This window comes from Actinomadura sp. NPDC048032 (assembly GCF_040653175.1).
In the GTDB taxonomy this organism is placed as follows: Bacteria; Actinomycetota; Actinomycetes; order Streptosporangiales; family Streptosporangiaceae; genus Spirillospora; species Spirillospora verrucosospora.
Genome location: NZ_JBEZJP010000050.1, coordinates 1 through 22,661 on the forward strand (window position 1 = coordinate 1; position 22,661 = coordinate 22,661).

The following is a 22,661-nucleotide window of genomic DNA, read 5'->3' on the forward strand; positions in this document are numbered from 1 at the left end:
CGCGGGCGAGCATCCGCGCGGAGAGCCCGCCGACGAGCTCCAGCCGCCGGGCGTCGGGGTCGGCGAGCACCAGCTCCGACACCGGCAGCGCCGCGGGCCGCGGCGCCGCGCCGGCGGCCTTCGCGGTGGTCTTGGCGGCGCCCCTGCGGGCGGTGCGCTTCCTGGCGGCGCCCGCGGCGCCGGAGGTGTCCTGGGCGGTCTCCCCGCCGGCGTGGTCGGCGGCCGCGGCCCTCTTGCGGACGGCGTCGGGCTCGCCCGCCAGGCTGATGCCGGCCTCGGACAGCTCGCGCAGGATGGAGCGGCCCTGGGCCGGGCTGATCCCGGCGGTCTCGAAGGCCCCCCTCACCTCGTCGAGCGAGAGGCGCCCGTGGGCGCGGCCACGCTTGAGGAGGTCGTTGAGCGCGGGGCTCGGCGACTCCGTGAGCGGGGTCTCGACGGCGCTTCGCGGCATGGGGACACCCCCCTCCCTTCGGTGTGTGAGTGCGGCGCGGATTGTGTTCGCTCGTGGCGCACGCACTTAACGGAACGTCGCAGGACGGGCCTGTTGTTCCCGGCTTCGTCGCCGGGCGGCGCTCCGCGGGGGATCGTGGAGGAGCGATCCAGACGGTCGTGGTGCCCACGGCCAGCGGTTTCACACCGCCCGAACCGATCCGGTTCTACCTTACTTCGTAAAGGCCCCAGGTCGTGGAGACGTGAGATAGACCACTACGCTCCCGAATCCTTGGGCCGCAATGTCCGACCATAACGCGCGATGACCCGTTCGCGCAGCTCAGGGTCGTCGCGGGGGACCGGTTCGAGGAACACCTCGTCGATCTCCTCGTGCGCGCCGCGCAGCTCGCGGGCCATCCGGACGCAGGCGCGCTCGACCTCGGCGGCGGTGAGGGAGTCGCGGAAGTCGAGGCGGGCGCAGACCAGCACGCGGTCGGCGCCGAAGGTCACGGTGACGATGTCCACGACCCACTCCACCTCGTCCGCCCGGCCGAGGCGCGCGCGGACGTCGGCGACGATCCGGGGGTCGGCCTGCGAGCCGATCAGCAGGTTCAGGTTGATCCGGCCGAGCACGAGCGCGACGGCGGTCAGCAGGACGCCGATGAGCAGGGAGCCCACGCCGTCCCACGTCGCCGACCCGGTGAGCTGGTGCAGGCCCAGGCCGCCGAACGCGATGAGCAGCCCGATGAGGGCCGCCGAGTCCTCCAGCAGGACGCTGATCGAGGTGGGCTCGTCGGTGCGGCGGATGTAGGCGCGCAGCGGCAGGTCCTCCGCCCGCGCGGCGGCCCGGACCTGCCGGACCGCCTGCTGCCACGAGACCGCCTCCAGCACGAACGCCACCGCGAGCACGGCGTATCCGACGATCGTGCCGGACTCGCCGGCCGCCCGGTGCCCGATGAGCGTCTCGATCCCCTGGTAGTAGGAGAACAGCGCGCCCATCCCGAAGATCGCGACGGCGACGAGCAGGGTCCAGATGTAGCGCTCCTTGCCGTAGCCGAGCGGGTGGCGGCGGTCGGCGGGGCGCCCGCTGCGGCGCAGGCCCACCAGCAGCAGCACCTCGTTGAAGGTGTCGGCGATCGAGTGCGCGGCCTCGGCCGCCATCGACGCCGACCCGGTGATCAGCGCGGCGACGATCTTGGCGACGGCGATGCCGAGGTTGGCGGCGAACGCGAGGACGACGGTCAGGAGGCTCTCGTCCTGGGCGCCGCCGTCGTTCCGGCCTTCGGTCCGCTGCCGTCCGCTCTGTGCCGCCATGATCCGTCCTCTGCCCCGGCGGTCACCGTGCCATGCGCGGCGCGGCCCTCCGTCAGGGCGCGCAGGCGCGGAGCCGGGCCCGGTCGGGCTTCCCGGACGCAAGCAGCGGGATCGCCTCCACCAGCTCCAGCTCGCGCGGCGCCGCGTACGCGGGCATCGTCTCGCGCACGAGCGCGCGCAGCTCGGTCAGCTCCGGAAGGCCGGGCCCGGCGGGGACGACGACGGCGGTGACCCGCTCGCCCCATTCGGGATCGGGGCGGCCGACCACGACGACGTCGCGGATCTTCGGGTGCCGCGACAGCACGGTGGCGATCTCGCCCGCGACGACCTTCTCCCCGCCGGTGTTGATCACGTCGTCGACGCGGCCGCGGACGCGCAGCCGGCCGTCCTCGATCGCGCCGAGGTCCTGGGTGAGGAACCAGTCGCCGTCCCTGGCCGCGGCGGTCAGCTCGGGCCGCAGCCGGTAGCCGGTGAACAGCGAGGGGCCGGCGAGGCGGATCCGGCCGTCGTCGCCGAGCGCGACGCGCATGCCGTCCAGGGGCGTGCCGTCGTAGACGCAGCCGCCGCAGGTCTCGCTCATCCCGTAGGTGGTGAACACGCGCCCGCCCCGGCCGCGGGCCTCGGCCAGCAGGCCGGGCGAGGCGGCGGCGCCGCCGAGCACGATGGCGCCGAGCCGCGACAGGTCGGCGCCGGCGTCCAGGAGCCGGCGCAACTGCGTGGGGACGAGCGAGACGTGGAGACCCTCGGCCGCCGCGACGGCGGCGGCGTCGAAGCGGGGGGCGATGACGGGGTCGGTGCCGGCGACGAGGGAGCGGACGAGGACCTGGGCGCCGGAGATGTGGCTGGTGGGCAGGCAGCACAGCCACCGGTCGCCGGGCCCGGCCTCGATGCGGGCGAGGGTGCCGGCGGCGGAATGGCGCAGCGCGCCGGCCGTCAGCTCGACGAACTTGGGGGCGCCGGTGGAGCCGGACGTGGCGATGAGCACCGCCGTGCCGGCGTCGACGGGCGGGTGCCCGCCGCCGGGGGAGTGCGGGACGGTGCCGCCGGCGGTCTCGATCGCGTCCGGGGCCAGCGCGTCCAGGAGGCCGCGCAGCGCGGGCTCGGGCAGGTCCGGGGGCAGGGGGCAGATCGCGGGGCCGCCGTCGAGGGCACGGGCGAGGGCGTCCAGCAGGCGGGGGCCGGGCGGCAGAACGACGGCGTGCAGCGGGCGATCCATGATCTCATCAGCGTAGACGACCCCGCTGAACGCGTTCAAACGCGGGGCCGGTTGAATGGTGCCCGAGCGCCGCGCCCCGGCCGCGGCGCGGTCGCCCGACGGAGAGGAAGACATGGTCTCGGAGCTGTTCGACGCGGACGCCTGGAGAGAGGTCGAGGGGTTCGGCTTCACCGACATCACCTACCACCGGGCCGTCGACCACGGGACGGTGCGGGTGGCGTTCAACCGCCCGGAGGTGCGCAACGCGTTCCGTCCCCACACGGTGGACGAGCTGTACCGCGCGCTGGACCACGCGCGGATGTCCAGCGACATCGGCTGCGTGCTGCTGACGGGCAACGGGCCGTCGCCGAGGGACGGCGGCTGGGCGTTCTGCTCGGGCGGCGACCAGCGGATCCGCGGCAGGGACGGCTACAGGTACGCCGAGGGCGAGACGTCGGACACGATCGACCCGGCGCGGGCGGGGCGGCTGCACATCCTGGAGGTGCAGCGGCTGATCAGGTTCATGGGCAAGGTCGTCATCTGCGTGGTGCCGGGCTGGGCGGCCGGGGGCGGGCACAGCCTGCACGTGGTGTGCGACCTGACCCTGGCCAGCCGGGAGCACGCGCGGTTCAAGCAGACCGACGCGGACGTGGCGAGCTTCGACGGCGGGTTCGGGTCGGCGTACCTGGCGCGGCAGGTAGGCCAGAAGTTCGCGCGGGAGATCTTCTTCCTGGGCGACGCGTACGACGCCGAGGCCGCGCACCGGATGGGCATGGTGAACGCCGTCGTCCCGCACGCCGAGCTGGAGGCGACGGCGCTGGAGTGGGCGCGGAAGGTCAACGGCAAGAGCCCGACGGCGCAGCGGATGCTGAAGTACGCCTTCAACCTCGTCGACGACGGTCTCGTGGGGCAGCAGGTGTTCGCCGGGGAGGCGACGCGGCTGGCCTACGGCACCGACGAGGCCGCCGAGGGACGGGACTCCTTCCTGGAGAAGCGCGATCCCGATTGGTCGCGTTTCCCGTGGTACTACTAGGGGTTCGAGCGCACGGTGTGATCCGGAAATGCCGTGATTCGACGGGCAGGTCAGGGGGTCGGCGAGTGCGGGTGTACTCCATCCCGATGCGGACGCGGTTCCGCGGCGTGACGCGGCGGGAGGGCGCCCTGCTGCGGGGCCCCGCCGGCTGGGGGGAGTTCTCGCCGTTCGCCGAGTACGGTCCGGCCGAGTGCGCCCGCTGGCTGGCCGCCGCCCGCGAGGCCGCGTGGGAGGTCTGGCCCGCGCCCGTCCGCGACCGGATCCCGGTGAACGCGACGATCCCGGCGGTCGGCCCGGAGCGGGCCTTCGAGATGACGCGCGAGTCCGGCTGCCGCACCGCGAAGGTGAAGGTCGCCGAGCGCGGCCAGAGCGACGCCGACGACCTGGCCCGGGTGGAGGCCGTCCGCGCGGCGATCGGACCGCGGGGCAGGGTACGGATCGACGCGAACGGCGGCTGGGACGTCGATCACGCCGCCCGGATGATCCGGTCGCTGGACCGGTGGGAGCTGGAGTACGCCGAGCAGCCCTGCGCGACGCTGGAGGAGCTGGCGGCGGTGCGGCTCCGCGTGGACGTGCCGATCGCGGCCGACGAGTCGATCCGCCGCGCCGAGGACCCGCTGAAGGTGCGCGCGGCGGGCGCCGCCGACGTGGCGGTGCTGAAGGTGCAGCCGCTCGGCGGGGTCGCGGCGTCGCTGCGGGTCGCGGAGGCGTGCGGGCTGCCGGTGGTGGTGTCGAGCGCGGTGGAGACGTCGGTGGGGCTGGCGGCGGGGGTGGCGCTGGCCGCCGCGCTGCCGGAGCTGCCCTACGCGTGCGGGCTGGGAACGCTGCCGCTGCTGGAGGGCGACGTCGTGCGCGACCCGCTGCGTCCGGTCGCGGGGGAGATCGAGGTGCGCCGGCCGGCGGTGGACGAGGAGGCGCTGCGCCGCTGGGAGGCCCCCGACGGGGCGTGGCGGAGCCGGGCGCTGGCCGCGCAGGCCCATCTGGACGGCCCGGCGGTGGTGGAGGTGGCGCCGTGAACCCGGCGACCGCGCTGGCGAGCGTCCTGGTCGACGAGTTTCAGCGGTGCGGGATGACCGACGTAGTGCTGGCGCCGGGCTCGCGGTCGGCGCCGCTGGCGCTGGCGCTGCACGCCGCCGAGGAGGCGGGCGGTCTCCGGCTGCACGTGCGGATCGACGAGCGTTCGGCGTCGTTCCTCGGGCTGGGCATGGCGAAGCGGTCGGGGCGCCCGGTCGCGCTGGTGTGCACGTCGGGCACGGCGGCGGCGAACTTCCATCCGGCGGTGGTGGAGGCGCACGAGTCGGGCGTCCCGCTCATCGTGATCACGGCGGACCGGCCGCCGGAGCTGCGCGCCACGGGCGCGAACCAGACGATCGACCAGGTGAAGCTGTACGGGACGGCGGTGCGGTGGAGCGCCGAGATCGGCGTCCCGGAGAACCGTCCGGGCATGGTGGCGTACTGGCGGTCGCTGGTGAGCCGCGCGTGGGGGCTGGCGCAGGCGCCCGTCCCCGGGCCGGTTCACCTGAACGCGGCGTTCCGCGAACCGCTGATCCCCGACGGCGACGAGACGTGGTGCGAGCCCCTGGACGGGGACGCGACCGGCGCGTGGACGAAGGTGCGCCCGGCGACGCCCGGGTCGGTGCTGCACGTCCCGCCGACGCGGCGCGGTGTCCTGGTGGTCGGGGACGGTGCGGTGAACGTCAAGCGGTACGTGGCGGCGGCGTCGATGGCCGGCTGGCCGGTGCTCGCCGAGCCGAACGGCAACGCCCGCTACGGCGACCACGCGCTGTCGTCGCACCATTTCCTGCTGGGCGTCCCGGAGTTCGTGGAGCGGCACCGTCCCGAGGTGGTGGTGACGCTGGGCAAGCCGGGCCTGTCGCGCCCGCTGCTGTCGCTGCTGCGCCGAGCGGAGGAGCACATCGTCCTGGCGCCCGACCTGGCGCACTGGCCCGACCCCGTGCGGTCGGCGACGCAGGTGGCGCCCGAGGTCGAGATCCCGGTGGTGTCGGGCGACGACACGTGGCTGAAGTCGTGGCGGTCCGCCGACCGGGCCGCGGCCGAGGCGGTGGACGCCGTCCTGGACGCCGTCCCGGAGGTGAGCGAGCCGCGGCTGGCCCGCGACATGGTCGCGGCGCTGCCGGGCGGGTCGCTGCTGTTCACGGCGGCGAGCATGCCGATCCGCGACCTGGACCAGGTGATGCGGCCGCGGCGCGGTATCCGGATCATGGCCAACCGGGGCGCCAGCGGCATCGACGGGCTGGTGTCGACGGCGATGGGCGCGGCGCTGGCGCACAGCGGCCGCTCCTACGCCCTGCTCGGCGACCTGGCGTTCCTGCACGACCAGAACGGCCTGATCCTGGGGCCGCGGGAGCGGCGCCCCGACCTGGCGATCATGGTCGTGAACAACCAGGGAGGCGGGATCTTCTCGCTGCTTCCGCAGGCGGCGCTGCGCGGCCCGTTCGAGCGGGTCTTCGGGACGCCGCACCAGGTGGACCTGGAGGCGGTCGCCGCCGCGCACGGCGTCCCGTACCGGCGGCTCGCCGCGGCCGCTGACCTGCCGAAGGCGCTGGCGGGGGAGGGGCTGCGGATCATCGAGGCCCGCACCGACAGGGAAGCGAACGCGGCCCTGCACGCCGACCTCCGCCAGGCCGCCCACGCGGCCGTCCGCGACATCCTCGCCTGATCGAGAGCCCACCCGCACGAAGAACCGACACCCCGTCCATAATACTTTAACCCTCAAATTACATTGTAAAGGCGTCGGGCTGGACGAGTAATCACTCGTCCAGCCTAAAAAACCACCACGACGACCAAGCTGCGCCTGCTGTCGGCTCCACGTGCCACCAGCCCATACCGTCATGCAAGGGCAGGCCGCGCGGGCTCGGTGTCTGGCGCTCCGCAGCAATGCCGGACGCAGCCGGACGAACTCGAACCGCCGACCTGCAGCGTGGTCGAGTCGAAGCGGCCGGTCGTCGTCCGCGCGCCGCAGTGGCCCAGGCTGGTCGTCCTACGCCTCGCGGATGCGGTCCGCACCGATGGCGACTCCGACGATCGTGCAGGGTTCGGTGCCGCGGTTGTGCCAGGCGTGCCGGGTGCCGTTCTGGACGAGCACGTCGCCCGCCCGCAATACGGTCTGCTCGCCGTCGTCGAGTTCCAATGTGGCCTCGCCCGAGACGACCAGGACGTAGTCGATGCTGTCGGTGGTGTGCATGCCCGGGGCGCCGGGCTCGTTCGCGGCCAGAGCGCCCGGCATCCGCCGCTCCAGCTCTTCCAGGGCCGCGGCCGTGTCGACGCCCGGAGCCGGGGCCGGCTCGCCCGGCGGAACCGTGTTGATCATGAAGCGGGATCCGTTCCGGGGCGGGTACCACGCCTCGGCGGGGCGGGGTGCGCCGTCGTCGGGGAAGGCGGGCCGTTCGTCCCGGCCCCACAGCCGGAAGAAGGCGCAGCCGGGCATCAGCTCTGAGGTGATGGGCTCGACATCGCGGTCGTCCACCACGCGGGCCCTGCCAAGGGCAGCTTTTACGCGCACTACCGGAATCGGGACGAGCTGATCGCGGCGGCCCTCGCGGAGTGGGTGCGGACCCACGGCGAAGGCGGGCTCGCCGAATTCGCCGCGATCGCTGATCCGGTGCGGCGCCTGCGCGAGCTGCTCACCATCGTCGTGGAGTCCGTCCAGCCGCTGGCGCCGTCGGTGCACCTGAGCCTGCTCGGCGATCGCAACGATCCGCGGGTCAGGGACGCGGTCGGGGAGGTGAACCAGGCCCGGCTGGAACTTCTGGCCCGTACCTACCGCGAGCTCGGGCTGCCGCCGGACCGGGCGACCTCCCGGGCGCGGGTCGCCTACGCTGCCATCCTCGGCCTGCTGCATCTGGCGCAGACCGATCCGGACGCCCCGCGCTCCGCCGCGCTCGCCGACGAGGCGACCGCGATCTTCCTGCCGTCATGACGGTGCGCGCCGTCTGAGGCCGGGGGCGGCCGAGGGGCGACGCTCCCGGAGCCTCCGGGTCAGCCGAGGAGGCGCTCCCGCAGGGTGTCGGTGTCCTCGTCGGTCCAGCCGTGCCCGGAGAGCCAGCCGAGGGTTCCGCCGTGCTCCTCGTCGATCCGGGCGAGGAACTTCTCCATGATGGCCGCGTGGGGCTGGTGGGTGTCGGCCGGACGGGAGTCGAGGTCGGCCGCGTAGGTGTCGCTGCCGCGCAGCCGGCCCAGGACCGCTTCGAGGCGGTCGCCGGTCTGGGCGTAGTCGGCGACGATCGCCTCGCGGGTGACGCCGACGACGTCGAGGGCGAGGGCGCAGACGACTCCGGTGCGGTCCTTGCCTGCGGCGCAGTGGACCAGCGCGGCTCCGTCGGTGCGGGTCATGACGCGCAGGGCGGCGACGACGGAGTCGCCGCGGTCGGCGAGGTAGCCGAGGTAGTGGCCGGTGGAGCGGTCCTGTTCGGGGCCGTCGGAGGGGCGCTCCTGCCAGGGCAGGGCCTTGTCGACGTCGGCGGCGACGTCGGTGTGGCGGCCGCCCTCGGCGAACAGTGAGAGCTGGTGGATCGTCACCGACGGCACGCGGGTGAGGGGGCCGGGTCCCTCGAGGCGCACTTCGGCGTCGCTGCGCAGGTCGATGACGTTCTTGAGCGCGTAGTCGTCGAGGAGGATCCGGACGTCGGCGACCGAGAGGTCCTGGAGGTTGTCGGAGCGCAGGACGCGCCCGAGCCGGGTGGCGCGGCCGTCGGCGGTGGGGAGGCCGCCGAGGTCGCGGGCGTTGACGGCACCGTCCAGGTCGATCCACCGAGAGTCATCTTCCATGACTTGTGACCCTATATGGCGGCACCCTCCGCGCTCGGGGGCAGGGGCCCGCTGTGCCTTGGTTGATCAACTTGGCGGATGAGGGAGCCGGGCGGTACCGGGACCTGGGAGCCAGACGGTGAATGGCTCCGCAGCGGGGCGACCGGGCGGTCTCGCTCTCCATAGCTTTCGAGGAGTCTTCTTCCATGCGTTCAGCGTGACGTTCCACCCCCTGGTGAATGGAGTCTCCATGCCCGCGACCCTGTCCGCTCCGTCCCGGCCGGCCGAACGGTCGGCCGGCAGTGATTTCGCGCCGCTGGCGCGGCGCGTCCGCAGCAGCGGGCTGCTGGATCGGCGGCGCGGTTACTATGCGCGGGCGATCGGGTTGAACCTGGCGGCGACGGCAGCGGTGTGGGGGGCGGTCGCGTGGGCGGGGGCCGGGTGGTGGACGGTCCTGCTGGGGATTCCTCTGGCCGTGCTGTCGGCGCGGGCGGCGTTCCTCGGGCATGACGCGGGGCACCGGCAGATCGCGCGGAGCGCTCGGGCGAACCGGTGGCTGGGGCTTCTGCTGGGGAACCTTCTGCTGGGGATGGGGCACGGGTGGTGGAACGACAAGCACAACCGGCATCACGCGAATCCGAACCATGTCGACAAGGACCCCGATGTGGGGGAGGGCGTGCTGGCGTGGACCAGTGAGCAGGCGGAGGGCAAGCGGGGTGTTCTGCGGTGGGTGGCGCGGCACCAGGCCGCGTTGTTCTTTCCGCTGCTGACGCTGGAGGGCGTGAACCTGAAGCTGGGCAGCCTGCTGTTCCTGCGTGGGCGTTCGCGGCGGGACCAGGTCCTGGAGGGCGGGCTGCTGCTCGTCCATGCGGTGGGGTATCTGGGGCTGGCGTTCGCGTTGCTTCCGGTGGGGCAGGCGCTGGCGCTGGTCGCGATTCAGCACGCGGTGTTCGGGGTGCACCTGGGTGCGGTGTTCGCGCCGAACCACAAGGGGATGGCGATGCCTGGGCCGGGGGAGCGGTGGGGGCATCTGCGCCGGCAGGTGCTGACGTCGCGGAACGTGCGGGGCGGTCTGGTGACGGACTGGCTGATGGGGGGTCTGAACTACCAGATCGAGCATCACCTGTTCCCGGGTGTTCCGCGGTGCAGTCTGCGTCGGTTGCAGCCGCTGGTGCGTGAGCACTGCGCGGCGGTGGGGTTGCCGTACGCGGAGACGGGGCTGGTGGAGTCGTACCGGCTGGCGCTGGGGCACATGCGTGAGGTCGGGGAGCCGCTGCGCTAGGGCGGGTCTATGCTCCGGGCCATGCCCGAGGGACACACGATTCACCGTCTGGCCGTCGAACATCAGCGGATGTTCGACGGCCTCGCCGTTGCCGCGACGAGTCCGCAGGGGCGGTTCGCCGAGGGGGCGCGGTGGTTGGACGGGCGGGTGCTGTCCGAGGCGGACGCGCACGGCAAGCATCTGCTGCTGGGGTTCGACGATGACCGGATCCTGCATGTGCATCTCGGCATCTACGGCAAGTACGCGTTCGGGGAGGGGCCGGCGCCGGCTCCGGTCGGGATGGTGCGGCTGCGGCTGGAGGGCGGCGGGCACTATGCGGATCTGAGGGGTCCTAATACCTGCGAGCTACTCGAGCCGGGTGAGGTGAAGCTGCTGCGTGATCGGCTGGGGCCGGATCCGTTGCGGGGGGACGCCGATCCGGAGGCGGCGTGGCGGCGGATCAGCCGGGCTCGGACGCCGATCGCGGTGCTGCTGATGGATCAGTCGGTGGTGGCGGGGCCGGGGAACATCTACCGGGCGGAGGTGCTGTTCCGGCAGGAGATCGATCCGCGGCTGCCGGGGCGGCGGTTGAGCGCGCGGCGGTGGGCGGCGCTGTGGGACGACCTGGTGGGGTTGATGGCGGCGGGGGTGCGTGCGGGGCGGATCGACACGGTGCGGCCGGAGCATACGCCGGAGGCGATGGGGCGTGCGCCGCGGGTGGACGGTCATGGCGGGGAGGTGTACGTGTACCGGCGGGCGGGGCTGCCGTGCCTGGTGTGCGGGACGGCGGTGGCCTCGGGGGAGGTGGCGGGGCGGAACCTGTTCTGGTGTCCGGGGTGCCAGCCGCCGGTGGGGTGAGGGGGACAGCCCCCCTTTCGATCTTGGGGTGTGCCTGATCGTGCGTGGTCGGGTGGCGGTTCTAGCGTTCGGGCATGGTTTCGACTCTGCGTAAGCGCATCACTGTGGCGCTGGGTGTGGCGGCGCTGCTCGCCGCCGATGTGACTCCGGCGGTGGCGCGTCCGGTGGGTTCTGTGGAGGGGTTGCGTCGCGATACCGAGGCGATCCGCGCTCTTGGTGTCAGTGGTGTGCAGGCCCGGGTGGTCGCGGCTGACGGCCGGCAGTCGGTCGCCGTCAGCGGGACCGCTGATCTGGGTACGGGCCGTCCGGTCTCTTCTGAGGGCTTCTTCCGTATGGCGAGCACGTCCAAGACGCTGGTCGCCGTGGTGGTTCTCCAGTTGGAGGCCGAGGGGCGGCTCTCTTTGGACGACAGCGTGGAGCGCTGGCTGCCGGGGGTGGTGCGGGGGAACGGGAACGACGGCGGCCGGATCACGGTTCGGCAGTTGCTTCAGCACACCAGCGGGATCCACGACGATCTGCCGGGGTACAGCACGCCGGAGGAGTACTACCGGCAGCGCTATGACGTCCATGAGCCTGAGGAGCTGGTGGCGCGGGCGATGGCTCATGCGCCGGACTTCGCGCCGGGGGAGGGCTGGGCGTATTCCAACACCGGTTATGTGCTGCTGGACATGGTCGTCGAGAGGGTGACCGGGCGGCGCGCCCATGAGGAGATCGGGGACCGTGTCCTGCGTCCGGCCGGGCTCGACCGGACGCGGTGGCTGGGGACGTCGCCGTCGTTGCCCCGGCCGCATGCCAGGGCGTACCAGTTCTTCGGTCCCGGTGCGCGGGTGGATGTCACCGATCAGGTGACGGTGGACTACGGGAACCTTTCGTGGGTGACGACGACTCGGGATGAGAACCGTCTGTTCCGTGCGCTGCTTTCGGGTCGTCTGCTGCCGGCGCGGCAGTTGGCGGAGATGAGGCGGACCGTTCCGGTGAGTGCGGAGGTCGAGCGGATGTGGCCGGGCGGCCGGTACGGGCTCGGCCTGGTCGAGCGTCCTTTGAGCTGCGGCGGGACGTACTGGGGCCATGAGGGCGGGGACGGCGGTTACATCACGCTCAACGGTGTGACCGGTGACGGGAGGCGGAGTGCGGTGGTGTCGATGTCGGAGGCGCGGGGGGACTCGCTGGAGCACGTCCTGGAGCAGGAGGGCGCGGCCAGTGCCCTGATCGACCGTGCGTTGTGCGCCGGGGGTTCTGGTGCTTCGTGAGCGTGGCGCGGGGTGCGAGCGCGGTGAGCTTGCGGACGCGTCGGTGGAAGTTGGTCGGCCCGGGATGACTCGCACATGCCGGGCCGACTCTGGCGACGCCGCCTCAGGCCGGGGCGGTCAGGCGGATCGAGGCGAGTTTGGCGGGGTCGACGACGATGTGGATGCCGGTGATCCGGGCTTCGGTGACGGTGAAGGCGATGACGGAGAGGGGCGTTCCGTCGGCGCGCCACGACATGTGGCCGGGGATTCCGTTGACCAGGACGGGCCGGTGGCGGGCGGCTTCGCCGGAGAACATGCGGGCGCCGGCGGCGACCTCGGTGGCGCCGAGGGTGACCACGATGCCGCCGGGGGTGTCGACGGTCAGTTCCACGTCCGGGTCCAGGACGCGCAGGAGCGCCTCGAAGTCGCCGGTGACGGCGGCGGCGCGGAACGCGCGGACGGCCTCTCGGTGCTCGCGGCCGGGGCCGGCCGGCCGGTCCGTGGCCTGGACCTTCCGCCGGGCGCGGCTGGCGATCATCTTGGTGGCGTCGGCGGTCTTGCCCAGGATCTGGGCGATGTCGCGGAACGGGACGGCGAACATGTCGTGCAGGACGAACGCCAGGCGCTCGCTCGGGGTGAGCGAGTCGAGCACGACGAGCAGGGCGAGGCCGACCGAATCGGCCAGCACGGCCTGCTCGTCCGGCGCGGGGTCGTCGGCGGGCGTCACCACGAGGTCCACGTACTGCTGCCCGTAGGCGGCTTCGGGGTGGGCTTGGCGTGATCTGAGGACGTCCAGGCTGATCCGGCCGACCACGGTGGTCAGCCAGCCCGCGAGGTTGGCGATGGTCGCCTCGTCTTGGCGGACGAGGCGCATCCAGGCTTCCTGGACGACGTCCTCGGCGTCGGCGTGCGAGCCCAGCACGCGGTAGGCGACGGCGCGCAGCCGATCGCGCTGGGCTTCGAACGCCTCGGTCACCAGGCCGGACGGGTGGGCGGTCACGGCTTTCGCCGCTGACGCAGGGAGATTCGGTTGCCGTCCGGGTCCACTGCCTCGACGCGGATGCCGAACGGGTAGTCCACGGGTTCGGGGTCTGTGAAGGTGACGCCGCGCCGGCGCAGGATCTCGAAGTCCTGGCGCAGGTCGTCGGATTCGAGGATCAGCGGGCCGGGCGCGGCGTGCCGGCCGGCTTCACCCGGCTGTCCGGCGGCCGCCGCGTGCGACCACAGGATGATCTGCACGGGGTTGTCGGGGACGCCGACGGTGAGGAAGCGTCCGTCGGGCCCCGGGAAGTCGATCCGCTTCTGCAGGCCGAGCCCGTCGGTGTAGAACCTCAGCGCGCGGTCCTGATCGGTGACGTAGACCGTCACGTACATGATGTCGGTCAGCATCCTGTCCTCGTTTTGCTCGTCGGTGGGGCGGCCGTTGGTGTTCGGCCGTCACACCCATGACGAGTGCCGGCGGGAGGAGGTAACAGGGTGAGGGTGGTCGGTCTGGCGCCGATTGCCGCGCTCGGCCTTCTCGTGGGTTTTCGTGTCGGGTGGTGGGTCAGGTCTGGTCGGGGGTGTAGCGGGCGGCGAGGGTGCGGGCGGTGGCGGCGATCATGGCGCGGAGGTGCGGGGGGTCGATGACCTCGACGTCGGCGCCGAGTTTGAGGAACTCGACGTGGGCGTGGCGGACGGATTCGATGGGGAGGGTGGCGTGGACCCAGCCGTCGGGGCCGGGCGGGGTGGCGGTGTCGAGGGCGGCGCGGGCCATGGTGGGCGGGAGGAGGATCGGGGCGCGGGTGAGGCCGTCGGGGGAGAGTTTGACGGTGGCGTGTTCGCGGTAGGCGTCGGCTTCGAAGCGTTCGGCGTAGGCGGCCCAGAAGGCGGCGAGGTCGAATCCGTGGGGGCGGTCGAAGTGGTCGGGGAGTGTGCGCAGGGTCAGGACGCGTGAGATGCGGTAGGTGCGGGGTTCGCGCGCGGTGTCCCCGGGCGTCCCGGCGGTGTCTGTGTCTGTGCCGGTGGGGGGTGGGTCGTCGGGGGCGGGGCGGGCGATGAGGTACCAGGTGCCGGCCTTGAGGACGACGCCGAGGGGTTCCAGGCGGCGGGTGACCTGCTGGGGCCGGCGCCAGCGGCGGTAGAGCACCTCGATGCGGCGCTGGTTCCAGACGGCGTCGGCGGTGGCGTGCAGGTGGGGGACGTCGTCGGGGGTGCGGAACCAGCCGGGGGCGTCGAGGTGGAAGCGTTCGCGGATGCGGGAGGCGCGGGTGCGCAGGTCGGGTGGGAGGGCGGCCATGAGTTTGAGTTCGGCGGCGAGGACGTCGCCGAGGCCGAGCTGGGAGGCGGGGCCGGGGAGGCCGGACAGGGTGAGGGATTCGGCTTCGGTGGCGGTGAGGCCGGTGAGGCGGGTGCGGTAGCCGTTGAGGAGGCGGTAGCCGCCGTCGGGTCCGCGGTCGGCGTAGACGGGGACGCCGGCGGCGCTGAGGGATTCGACGTCGCGGTAGACGGTGCGGACGGAGACTTCCAGCTCGGCGGCCAGTTCCCGGGCGGTCATGCGTTCCCTGGTCTGCAGGAGCAGGAGGAGGGACAGCAGCCGGCTCGCGCGCATGGGTCCAGTGTGCCGGTGCCGTGGCTGTGCTGTGGCGCTGCCGGGTCAGCCCTGCAGGGCGTACTGCATGGGGCGGAACTTGGCGCGGGCTTCGGCGAGTTCGGCGTCGGGGTCGGAGTCGGCGACGATGCCGCAGCCGGCGAACAGGCGGGCGCGGGTGCCGTCGATCTCTGCGCAGCGCAGGGCGATGCCCCATTCGCCGTCGCCGCGGGCGTCGACCCAGCCGACGGGGCCGGCGTAGCGGCCGCGGTCCATGCCCTCGAGCTCGCGGATGAGGTCCATGGCGGTGTCGGTGGGGGTGCCGCAGACGGCGGGGGTGGGGTGCAGGGCGGCGACGACGTCGAGGACGGAGCGGTCGGCGGCCAGGCGTCCGCGCAGGGGGGAGGCGAGGTGCAGGACGTTGGGGAGGGTGAGGAGTTCGGGTTCGTCGGGGACGGTGAGGTGGGCGCAGAGGGGGGTGAGGGCGTCGCGGACCATCTCGGCGGCGTAGCGGTGCTCTTCGCGGTCCTTGGCGGAGGCGAAGAGGCGGGCGGCGCGGGCCTGGTCGTCGGCGGGGGTGTCGCCGCGGGCGGTGGTGCCGGCGAGGACGAGGGACTCGATGTCGCCGCCGGTGCGGCGGATGAGGAGTTCGGGGGTGGCGCCGACCATGCCGGCGCAGGAGAAGGTGTAGCAGCCGGGGTAGCGGGCGGCGAGGCGCTGGAGCAGGACGCGGGCGTCGATGGGGGTGTCGGCGCGGACGGTGAGGTCGCGGGCGAGGACGACTTTTCCGAGGTGGCCGGTGTTGTCGGCGGGGCGGGGCGGGGGCGGGGCGCCGGTACGGAGGTGGCCGCGGCGGATGCGGTCGACGGCGGTGGCGACGGCGTGCTTCCAGGCGTGTTCGGGGAGGGCGCCGTCGCTCCAGCGCAGGCCGGTGGGCGCCTGGGGCGGGTTGGCGAGGGTGAGGGGGTCGGTGTCGTCGCCGATGGTGGTGAGCCAGGCGTGGCCGTCGCGGCGGCCGAGGATGCGGCGGGGGATGATGAGGGTGGAGTCGGGGGATTTGGGGTCGAAGCCGAAGGTGCCGAAGGCGACGGGTCCGGAGCCGGGGGCGTTGACGGTGTCGTCGACGGCGGCGGCGCCGAACAGGTCGCGGAGCATGCGGGCGGCGGCGTCGAAGCGGTCGTGGCCGCCGGGGAGGGTGAGGCGGGCGGCTTCGCCCCAGCCGACGATTCCCTCGCCGTGGCGGATCCAGGCGAGCGCGGAGGGGTGCGGAAGCCGCGCGACGAGGTCGCCCGGGTCGGGGATCGGGACGGTGCGGACGGTGAGTCGGTCCGGTGCTGTCACGGCGAGCTTCACGTGAGCCACTGTACGCCAGATTTGAACCTGTTCAAACGGGCGGGGTGGCGGTGGGGGGTGAGGTGTGCGCCACACGGGCCTGGTCGTGCGTATGCCCGTCGGTCCCGTCCCCATGCGCGGGGACGGGGACGGGACGCGGCGGGGCCGGGGCGGGGTCAGCGGCGGGCGGCGCCGGTGAGCTTCCAGGCGGCGGGCAGCAGTCCGGCGGCCAGCAGGACCTTCAGCGCGTCGCCGGCCAGGAACGGGGTGACGCCCAGGTCGAGGGCCTTGGCGAGGTCGACGTGCAGGGCGGCCATCAGGTAGGGGACGCCGGCGGCGTACATGATGGCGGTTCCGGTGAGCATGGTGCCGATGGTGCGCAGCGGGGTGCGGTCGCCGCCGAGCTGGGCGAGGCGTCCGACGACGGCGGCGGCGGCGACGAAACCGATGACGTAGCCGAGGGTGGGGAACCCGGCGCCGGAGGTGCCGTCGGTGAACCAGGGGACGCCGGCCATTCCGGCGAGCAGGTAGACCAGCATGCCCAGGCCGGCGCGGCCGAAGCCGAGGGCGGCGCCGGTGAGCAGCACCGCGAAGGTCTGTCCGGTCACCGGCACGGGGGTGCCGGGCAGCGGGACCGCGATCTGCGCGGCGAGGCCGACGAAGGCGGCGGCGCCGATGACGAGCGCGGCGTCGCGGGCCAGCGAGCCGGGCAGCAGGTCGCCCAGGACGGCGGGACGCCGCCGGGCAGCGTGGGCAGTAGCCACAGATCCTCCCAAAACGGTTGTGTCAGGCCGAAACCTAGCGAACTGCTTTTCCGGAGTGGACGCCGCGGCCTACAGAAACGAGCGCCCCCGCTTTGTCGCCGCCTCCCGGCCGAGGTCGCCGCGCGGCTCGCCCGCGAGGTAGACCATGTCGGGCTCGCCGCGCGGCACCGGGACGGGCCTGGCCTCCACGGACCCGAACCGGTCCCGCAGCAGCGCCTCGAACGCGGGCGCGGCGCCCGCGCTCCACACCGCGAGCACGCCGCGCGGCGTCAGCAGCGCCGCGAGGGCGTCCAGGCCGGTGGCCGCGTACAGGCGGGCGTTGCCGGGGGTGACGGTCCAGTCGGGGCCGTTGTCGATGTCCAGGCACACCGCGTCGAAGCGGCCCGTGCCGGGGGCGGCGACGTAGTCGAGAAGGTCGGCGCGTTCGACGGTGACGCGGGGGTCGTCCAGGGCGCCCCGGGACCAGGGCCGCAGCGCGGTGGCGTGCCAGGCGATGACGGCGGGCTCGCGCTCGACGACGGTGACGTGCTCCACGCCGTCGCCGGTGAGGGCCTCGACGAGGGAGAACCCGACGCCGAGGCCGCCGATGAGGACCCGCGCCGGCCCGCCGGGGCGCCGCGCGGCCGCGTCGAGGGCGGCGCGGACCAGCAGCCGCTCGGACTCGCCGTTGCGGGTGTCCATCAGGAACACGCCGTTGCTGATGATCTCGTAGTGGCCGCCCGCCCGGCGCAGCACCAGTTCGCCGCCCAGGCCGGCGGCGCGCTCGACCACCTCGGCCGGCGCCGCCGTTTCCGCGCGTGTGTCCGAAGCCGATCCCATGATCGCACCCTAGCCGCCGCGGGCCCCGGCCCGGACGGGTTCCCGCAGCCGGGCCGGGGCCGGCGGGGCTGGGCGGGGGCGGCGCCGTCGGCTACGGTGCCGGGCATGCCCGACATCGAACCGCCCGGCGGGCTGCTGCCGGACCGCAGGATCCTGGTCGTCGGCGCGGGGACGCGCCCCAGCGACGACCCCGCCGCGCCGGTCGGCAACGGCCGCGCGATCGCGGTCACCGCCGCGCGGGAGGGCGCGGCGGTCGCGTGCGCCGACGTCGACGGGCACGCCGCAGGGCAGACCGCCGCGATGATCGAGGCCGAGGGGGGCCGGGCCCGCGTGGTGACGGCGGACGTGACCGACCCGGCGGCCTGCGACCGCGTGGTGTTCCAGGCCGCGGAGGCCCTCGGCGGCCTGGACGGGGTGGTGTTCAACGCGGGGATCGGCATCGGGTACGGGCTGGCGGGCACGGCGCTGGCCGACTGGGACCGCGTCCTGCACGTCAACCTGCGGGCGCCGTTCCTGGTCGGCAAGGCCGCGATGCCGGCGCTGGACGCGGGCGGGGCGATGGTGTTCATCGGGTCGCTGGCCGGGACCAAGCCGGGCTCGCGGTCGCCGTCCTACGACGCCTCCAAGGCGGGCCTGACCGGGCTGGTACGCCACATCGCCGCCGAGGGCGCGCCCCGCGGCGTGCGCGCCAACGTGGTGGCGCCGGGCCTGATCGACACCGTGATGGGCCGCGACGCCTCCGCCGGGAACGCCGGCCGCGACCGGGTCGCGGAGCTGATCCCGATGCGGCGGCAGGGCACCGCGTGGGAGGTCGCCGACGCCGCGGTGTTCCTGCTGTCGGACCGCGCGTCCTACGTCACCGGGCAGGTCCTGCACGTCGACGGCGGCCTGTCCACCCTGCGCTGACCCCGGGCCCGGAAGCAACGCCACCGGCAACGCCCCGGGGAAGCAGAGGAACGCGCCGACCCGGCGGACCGGGCCGGGAACACACATCCCCCTCACACCGTTACCGTGTAACGATGTAATCATCGGGAGGTGCGATGATCCCCTATGACAGCGACCCCCGCGCGGACCGGCCCGCCGGGGACGAGCCGCCGCTGGACGCCTACTCGCGCGTCGTGACCGCCGTCGCCCGCGACCTGACCCCGCGCGTGGCGGCCCTGCGCGTCCGGCACCGCCGCGGCGAGGGCGCCGGGTCGGCCGTGGTGTTCACCGGCGACGGGTTCCTGCTCACCAACGCCCACGTCGTCGGCGCCGCGACCGGCGGGCACGCCGCGTTCTCCGGCGGGGCCGAAGGCCCGTTCACCGTCGTCGGCACCGACCCCCTGTCGGACCTGGCCGTGGTCCGCGCCGAGGGTCTCGTCCCCGACCCGGTCACCCTCGGCGACGCCGACGCCCTGGCCGTCGGGCAGCTCGTCGTCGCCGTCGGCAACCCCCTCGGCCTGGCCGGATCCGTCACCGCCGGCGTCGTGTCCGCCCTCGGCCGGTCCCTGCCGGCCGCCCAGCGCACCCGCACCGGCACCGCCGTCCGCGTCATCGAGGACGTCATCCAGACCGACGCCGCCCTCAACCCCGGCAACTCCGGCGGCGCGCTCGCCGACGCCCACGGCCGCGTCGTCGGCGTCAACACCGCCGTCGCCGGGATCGGCCTCGGCCTGGCCGTCCCCGTCAACGCCACCACCCGCCGCATCATCGACGCCCTCATCCGCGACGGCCGCGTGCGCCGCGCGTTCCTCGGCCTGGCCGCCGCGCCCGTCCCCGTGCCCGCCGACCTGCGCGAGCGCACCGGCCGCAGCGAGGCGCTGCGCGTCGCCGAGGTCGTGCCCGCCGGGCCCGCCGACCGGGCCGGGCTGCGCAGCGGCGACCTGGTCCTGACCGCCGGCGGCGCGCCGGTCACCGACGCCCAGTCCCTGCAGCGGCTCATGTTCGCCGAGGCGATCGGCCGGCCCCTGCCGATCACCGTGCTGCGCAACGGCGCCATGGTCGACGTCATCGCCGAACCCGTCGAGCTCGACGCCGAGCACGCCTGACCCCTCAGGCGCCGCCCGGGCCGCGGAACGTCGCGCGGTAGGACGAGGGCGACACCCCGATCGCCGCGTGCAGGTGCGCCCGCAGCGACGCCGCCGTCCCGAACCCCGCCCGCTCGGCGACCCGGTCCACCGGCAGGTCGGTCTCCTCCAGCAGCCGCCGCGCCGCCTGCACCCGCTGCGCCGTCAGCCACACCTGCGGCGACACGCCCGTCTCCTGCCGGAACCGGCGCGTGAACGTCCGCACGCTCGTCGACGCCCGCGCCGCCAGCTGCGCCAGCGTCACCGGCCGGTCCAGCCGCTCCAGCGCCCACGCCCGCGCCGCGCTCGTCGAGGACGCCCCCGCGGGCGGCACCGGCAGCGCCGTGAACTGCGCCTGCCCGCCCTCCCGGTGCGGCGGCACCACCGTGCGGCGCGCCACGTCCCCCGCCACCGCCGCGCCGTGATCGCGGCGGATCATGTGCAGGCACAGGTCGATGCCCGCCGCCTCGCCCGCCGAGGTCAGCACCGCGCCCTCGTCGACGAACAGCACCGCAGCGTCCACCCGCACACCCGGGAACATCTCCGCGAGCCGCCCGCACGACAGCCAGTGCGTCGTGGCGCGCCGCCCCTCCAGCAGCCCCGCCGCGGCCAGCACGAACGCGCCCGTGCACACCGACGCCACCCGCGCGCCCCGCCCCGCAGCCGCCGCCAGCGCCCCCGGCACCGGCCCCTGCCCCGGACGGCTCTCGTCCAGCAGGTGCGACGCCGGCACCACCACCGTGTCCGCGACCTCCAGCGCCTCCAGCCCGTGCCGCACCGCCACCGCGAAATCGGCGTCCGCCCGGACCTGCCCGGGCTCCACCCCGCACGACACCACCTCGTACAGCGGCGCCCCCCGCGCCGACCGCGCCTGCCCGAACAGCTGATGGACGATCCCCAGCTCCATCGGCAGAACGCCCTCGCGCACCAGCACCGCCACCCGGTGGACCCCGCCCGCCATGGCCCGATCCTTGCACACCATGGCCCACCGGCCACTCACCGCGACCGCCGCGCGCCCGGCAGCATCGACACCACACCGACCGGCACCAAGAAACCGGCACAGAAAAGACCGGCACAGAAAAGACCGGCACACCGGGAAGGAAGGCAGCTCCGTGAACGTCCTGTGGGTCTTCGCCCACCCCGACGGCCGCTCCCTCAACGGCGCGCTGCGCGACCACGGCGCCGCCACCCTGCGCCGCCAGGGCCACCGCGTGCGCCACTCCGACCTGTACGCGATGGGCTGGAACCCCGTGGTCGGCCCCGCCGACTTCGGCCACGACCCCGCCGACCGTCTCATCGTCGGCGCCGCGTCCGAACGCGCCCACGCCGCCGGCGCCCTGGCCCCCGACATCCGCGCCGAACACGACAAGATCAGCTGGGCGGACGCGCTGGTCGTGCAGTTCCCGCTGTGGTGGTACGGGATGCCCGCCATCCTGAAGGGCTGGTTCGACCGCGTGTTCGTCCAGGGCTTCGCGTTCGGCGTCACCGACCGCTCCGGCCGCACCCGGCGCTACGGCGACGGCGGCCTGGTTGGGCGCCGCGCCCTGGTCGTCACCACCGCCGGCGCCCGCTCCCGCGGCCTGGGCCCCCGCGGTCTGCACGGCGCCGCCGAGGACCTGCTGTTCCCCCTCCTGCACGGCACGCTGTTCTACACCGGGATGGACGTCCTGCCGCCGCTGGTCATCACCGGCGCCGACCGCGCCGCCCCCGCCGACCACACCGCGGCCGCCGCCGCGCTGGACGCCCGCCTGCACGCCCTGCCCACCGCCGAACCCATCGCCTACCGCAGCGAGCGCGGCGGCGACTACACCGACGACCTCACCCTGCGCCCCCACCTGGCCCCCGGCCGCACCGACCTCGCCGTCCACCGCCGCCCCTCCCCGGCGGCGTAGGCGGGGGGAGGCGGGGGGAGGCGGGGGGAGGCGGTGTCACAGGAGAGTCAGCTGCTCCGGCCGGGATCGCGCGGCGGGAGGAGGCGGAGGGGCGGGGGAGCGGCGGTGCGCCGCGCGGCCGCCGACGCCGTACTCGGCGGCCAGGTCGCGGACCCGCCGCGCGATCCGCTCCTGGTACTCGCGCGGCGCGTAGGCGCCGCCGCGGTACAGGCGCGCGTACGGCACGACGAGCCCGGGGTGGTGCTCGCGCAGCCAGGACAGGAACCACTCGCGGGCCCCGGGGCGCAGGTGCAGCGTGATCGCCGACACCGACGTGGCGCCCGCGTCGGCGATCTGCCGGACCGCCGCCTCCAGCTGGGCGGGGGAGTCCGACAGGTAGGGCAGGACCGGGCCCATCAGCACCCCGCAGCCGATGCCCGCCTCGTTCAGCGCCGCGCACACCTCCAGCCGCCGGCGCGGCGGCGGCGCGCCCGGCTCCACCGCCCGCCCCAGGTCACGGTCGAGCGACCCCACCGACACCGCCGCGCCGACCCGCGTGCGGGCCGCCGCCTCCACCAGCAGCGGCAGGTCGCGCAGGATCAGCGAGCCCTTGGTCAGGATCGAGAACGGGTTGGCCGCCTCCGCCAGCGCCGTGATGATCCCCGGCATCAGCCGGTAGCGGCCCTCGGCCCGCTGGTAGCAGTCGACGTTGGTGCCCATCGCGATGTGCTCGCCCCGCCACCGCGGCGCCGCCAGCTCCGCCCGGACCCGCTCGGCGGCGTTCACCTTCACCACGATCCGCGAGTCGAAGTCCGCACCCGCATCAAAATCCAGATACTCGTGACTTTTGCGGGCGAAACAGTAAGAACACGCGTGGGTGCAGCCCCGGTAGGGGTTGACCGTCCAGCGGAACGGGACGCGGGACGCCTCGGGGACCTTGTTGAGGACCGTCCGGGCGCGCACCTCGTAGAAGGTCATGCCGCGGAACTCCGGGGTGTCGAACGTGCGCGCCACCGCGCCGCGCTCGATCAGCGGCGGCGCCGGCCCGTCGTCCCCGTCCAGCCGGAGGTGATCCCAGCGCACCCCCCACCTCCTCGAACACGTGAGCGAAGTTGCGTCCCGCCAGTATGGAACGCGTGTTCGAAGATCGCAACGCGAGGATCAGGCGAAAC

General features: G+C 74.2%; 23 protein-coding genes. 10 read left to right on the forward strand and 13 right to left on the reverse strand.

Annotated features, from left to right (window positions below; translation table 11 throughout):
• The 3 genes from AB0C69_RS09845 to AB0C69_RS09855 form a co-directional block, all read right to left on the reverse strand.
• Window positions 1-451, reverse strand: a 451-nt coding sequence (locus tag AB0C69_RS09845) for an RNA polymerase sigma factor region1.1 domain-containing protein (RefSeq protein WP_360352043.1), incomplete at its 3' end; no start/stop codon positions are given.
• A 254-nt stretch (window positions 452-705) separates the two neighbouring features.
• The gene (locus AB0C69_RS09850) at window positions 706-1,743 is read right to left on the reverse strand and encodes a cation diffusion facilitator family transporter (RefSeq protein WP_360352046.1); all 1,038 of its coding nucleotides are present in this window, start codon (window positions 1,741-1,743) and stop codon (window positions 706-708) included.
• A gap of 52 nt (window positions 1,744-1,795) precedes the next feature.
• Window positions 1,796-2,959, reverse strand: a complete 1,164-nt coding sequence (locus AB0C69_RS09855) for an AMP-binding protein (RefSeq protein ID WP_360352049.1) — start codon at window positions 2,957-2,959, stop codon at window positions 1,796-1,798.
• Between the two features lie 112 nt (window positions 2,960-3,071).
• Here AB0C69_RS09855 and AB0C69_RS09860 point away from each other — a divergent pair, with 112 nt between their 5' ends.
• From AB0C69_RS09860 to menD, 3 genes are all read left to right on the forward strand, one after another.
• Complete coding sequence (locus AB0C69_RS09860) at window positions 3,072-3,971, forward strand: 1,4-dihydroxy-2-naphthoyl-CoA synthase (RefSeq protein ID WP_185024445.1); 900 nt, start codon at window positions 3,072-3,074, stop codon at window positions 3,969-3,971.
• A 65-nt stretch (window positions 3,972-4,036) separates the two neighbouring features.
• Window positions 4,037-4,987 (forward strand): o-succinylbenzoate synthase, encoded by a 951-nt coding sequence (locus AB0C69_RS09865; RefSeq protein ID WP_360352053.1) that lies wholly within the window; start codon window positions 4,037-4,039, stop codon window positions 4,985-4,987.
• A complete protein-coding gene (gene menD, locus AB0C69_RS09870; RefSeq protein WP_360352056.1) occupies window positions 4,984-6,651 on the forward strand; it encodes a 2-succinyl-5-enolpyruvyl-6-hydroxy-3-cyclohexene-1-carboxylic-acid synthase in 1,668 nt (555 codons plus the stop codon). Before AB0C69_RS09865 ends, menD begins: the two co-directional genes overlap by 4 nt.
• A 321-nt stretch (window positions 6,652-6,972) precedes the next feature.
• Here the strand turns inward: menD and AB0C69_RS09875 are convergent, their stop codons facing one another.
• The gene (locus AB0C69_RS09875) at window positions 6,973-7,458 is read right to left on the reverse strand and encodes a cupin domain-containing protein (RefSeq protein ID WP_360352059.1); all 486 of its coding nucleotides are present in this window, start codon (window positions 7,456-7,458) and stop codon (window positions 6,973-6,975) included.
• Window positions 7,459-7,539: 81 nt separating this feature from the next.
• Between AB0C69_RS09875 and AB0C69_RS09880 the strand changes: the two genes are divergently transcribed.
• The gene (locus AB0C69_RS09880; protein WP_360352062.1) at window positions 7,540-7,911 is read left to right on the forward strand and encodes a hypothetical protein; all 372 of its coding nucleotides are present in this window, start codon (window positions 7,540-7,542) and stop codon (window positions 7,909-7,911) included.
• 59 nt (window positions 7,912-7,970) lie between these two features.
• Here AB0C69_RS09880 and AB0C69_RS09885 read toward each other — a convergent pair whose 3' ends face one another.
• Window positions 7,971-8,759, reverse strand: a complete 789-nt coding sequence (locus tag AB0C69_RS09885) for a tyrosine-protein phosphatase (RefSeq protein WP_345183876.1) — start codon at window positions 8,757-8,759, stop codon at window positions 7,971-7,973.
• 229 nt (window positions 8,760-8,988) lie between these two features.
• On the opposite strand from AB0C69_RS09885, the gene AB0C69_RS09890 reads away from it, so the two are divergent.
• The 3 genes from AB0C69_RS09890 (at window position 8,989) to AB0C69_RS09900 (ending at window position 12,107) form a co-directional block, all read left to right on the forward strand.
• Window positions 8,989-10,020, forward strand: coding sequence for an acyl-CoA desaturase (locus AB0C69_RS09890; RefSeq protein WP_345183874.1), 1,032 nt, complete (start codon window positions 8,989-8,991; stop codon window positions 10,018-10,020).
• Window positions 10,021-10,041: 21 nt separating this feature from the next.
• A complete protein-coding gene (locus tag AB0C69_RS09895) occupies window positions 10,042-10,857 on the forward strand; it encodes a DNA-formamidopyrimidine glycosylase family protein (protein ID WP_360352066.1) in 816 nt (271 codons plus the stop codon).
• Between the two features lie 74 nt (window positions 10,858-10,931).
• The gene (locus AB0C69_RS09900; protein WP_360352069.1) at window positions 10,932-12,107 is read left to right on the forward strand and encodes a serine hydrolase domain-containing protein; all 1,176 of its coding nucleotides are present in this window, start codon (window positions 10,932-10,934) and stop codon (window positions 12,105-12,107) included.
• Between the two features lie 103 nt (window positions 12,108-12,210).
• Here AB0C69_RS09900 and AB0C69_RS09905 read toward each other — a convergent pair whose 3' ends face one another.
• From AB0C69_RS09905 to AB0C69_RS09930, 6 genes are all read right to left on the reverse strand, one after another.
• The gene (locus tag AB0C69_RS09905; RefSeq protein ID WP_360352072.1) at window positions 12,211-13,086 is read right to left on the reverse strand and encodes a sigma-70 family RNA polymerase sigma factor; all 876 of its coding nucleotides are present in this window, start codon (window positions 13,084-13,086) and stop codon (window positions 12,211-12,213) included.
• Window positions 13,083-13,475, reverse strand: a complete 393-nt coding sequence (locus AB0C69_RS09910) for a VOC family protein (protein ID WP_360352075.1) — start codon at window positions 13,473-13,475, stop codon at window positions 13,083-13,085. Before AB0C69_RS09910 ends, AB0C69_RS09905 begins: the two co-directional genes overlap by 4 nt.
• A gap of 157 nt (window positions 13,476-13,632) precedes the next feature.
• The gene (locus AB0C69_RS09915) at window positions 13,633-14,676 is read right to left on the reverse strand and encodes a WYL domain-containing protein (protein WP_360352078.1); all 1,044 of its coding nucleotides are present in this window, start codon (window positions 14,674-14,676) and stop codon (window positions 13,633-13,635) included.
• A gap of 45 nt (window positions 14,677-14,721) precedes the next feature.
• Window positions 14,722-16,008: an isochorismate synthase gene (locus AB0C69_RS09920; RefSeq protein ID WP_360352081.1), complete on the reverse strand. Its 1,287-nt coding sequence runs from the start codon at window positions 16,006-16,008 to the stop codon at window positions 14,722-14,724.
• 155 nt (window positions 16,009-16,163) lie between these two features.
• Entirely contained in the window at window positions 16,164-16,751 is a 588-nt protein-coding gene (locus AB0C69_RS09925) for a biotin transporter BioY (RefSeq protein ID WP_345183860.1), read from the reverse strand.
• Between the two features lie 69 nt (window positions 16,752-16,820).
• Complete coding sequence (locus AB0C69_RS09930; RefSeq protein ID WP_360352084.1) at window positions 16,821-17,570, reverse strand: spermidine synthase; 750 nt, start codon at window positions 17,568-17,570, stop codon at window positions 16,821-16,823.
• Window positions 17,571-17,675: 105 nt separating this feature from the next.
• Here AB0C69_RS09930 and AB0C69_RS09935 point away from each other — a divergent pair, with 105 nt between their 5' ends.
• Together AB0C69_RS09935 and AB0C69_RS09940 are read left to right on the forward strand one after the other, a co-directional pair.
• Window positions 17,676-18,476 (forward strand): SDR family oxidoreductase, encoded by an 801-nt coding sequence (locus AB0C69_RS09935; RefSeq protein ID WP_360352087.1) that lies wholly within the window; start codon window positions 17,676-17,678, stop codon window positions 18,474-18,476.
• Window positions 18,477-18,610: 134 nt separating this feature from the next.
• A complete protein-coding gene (locus AB0C69_RS09940; RefSeq protein ID WP_360352090.1) occupies window positions 18,611-19,600 on the forward strand; it encodes a trypsin-like peptidase domain-containing protein in 990 nt (329 codons plus the stop codon).
• Between the two features lie 4 nt (window positions 19,601-19,604).
• Here the strand turns inward: AB0C69_RS09940 and AB0C69_RS09945 are convergent, their stop codons facing one another.
• Window positions 19,605-20,579 (reverse strand): helix-turn-helix domain-containing protein, encoded by a 975-nt coding sequence (locus AB0C69_RS09945; protein ID WP_360352093.1) that lies wholly within the window; start codon window positions 20,577-20,579, stop codon window positions 19,605-19,607.
• A gap of 151 nt (window positions 20,580-20,730) precedes the next feature.
• On the opposite strand from AB0C69_RS09945, the gene AB0C69_RS09950 reads away from it, so the two are divergent.
• The gene (locus AB0C69_RS09950) at window positions 20,731-21,510 is read left to right on the forward strand and encodes an NAD(P)H-dependent oxidoreductase (RefSeq protein WP_360352096.1); all 780 of its coding nucleotides are present in this window, start codon (window positions 20,731-20,733) and stop codon (window positions 21,508-21,510) included.
• A 36-nt stretch (window positions 21,511-21,546) separates the two neighbouring features.
• Here AB0C69_RS09950 and AB0C69_RS09955 read toward each other — a convergent pair whose 3' ends face one another.
• A complete protein-coding gene (locus AB0C69_RS09955) occupies window positions 21,547-22,572 on the reverse strand; it encodes an Rv2578c family radical SAM protein (protein ID WP_360352099.1) in 1,026 nt (341 codons plus the stop codon).
• Window positions 22,573-22,661 lie beyond the last annotated feature (89 nt).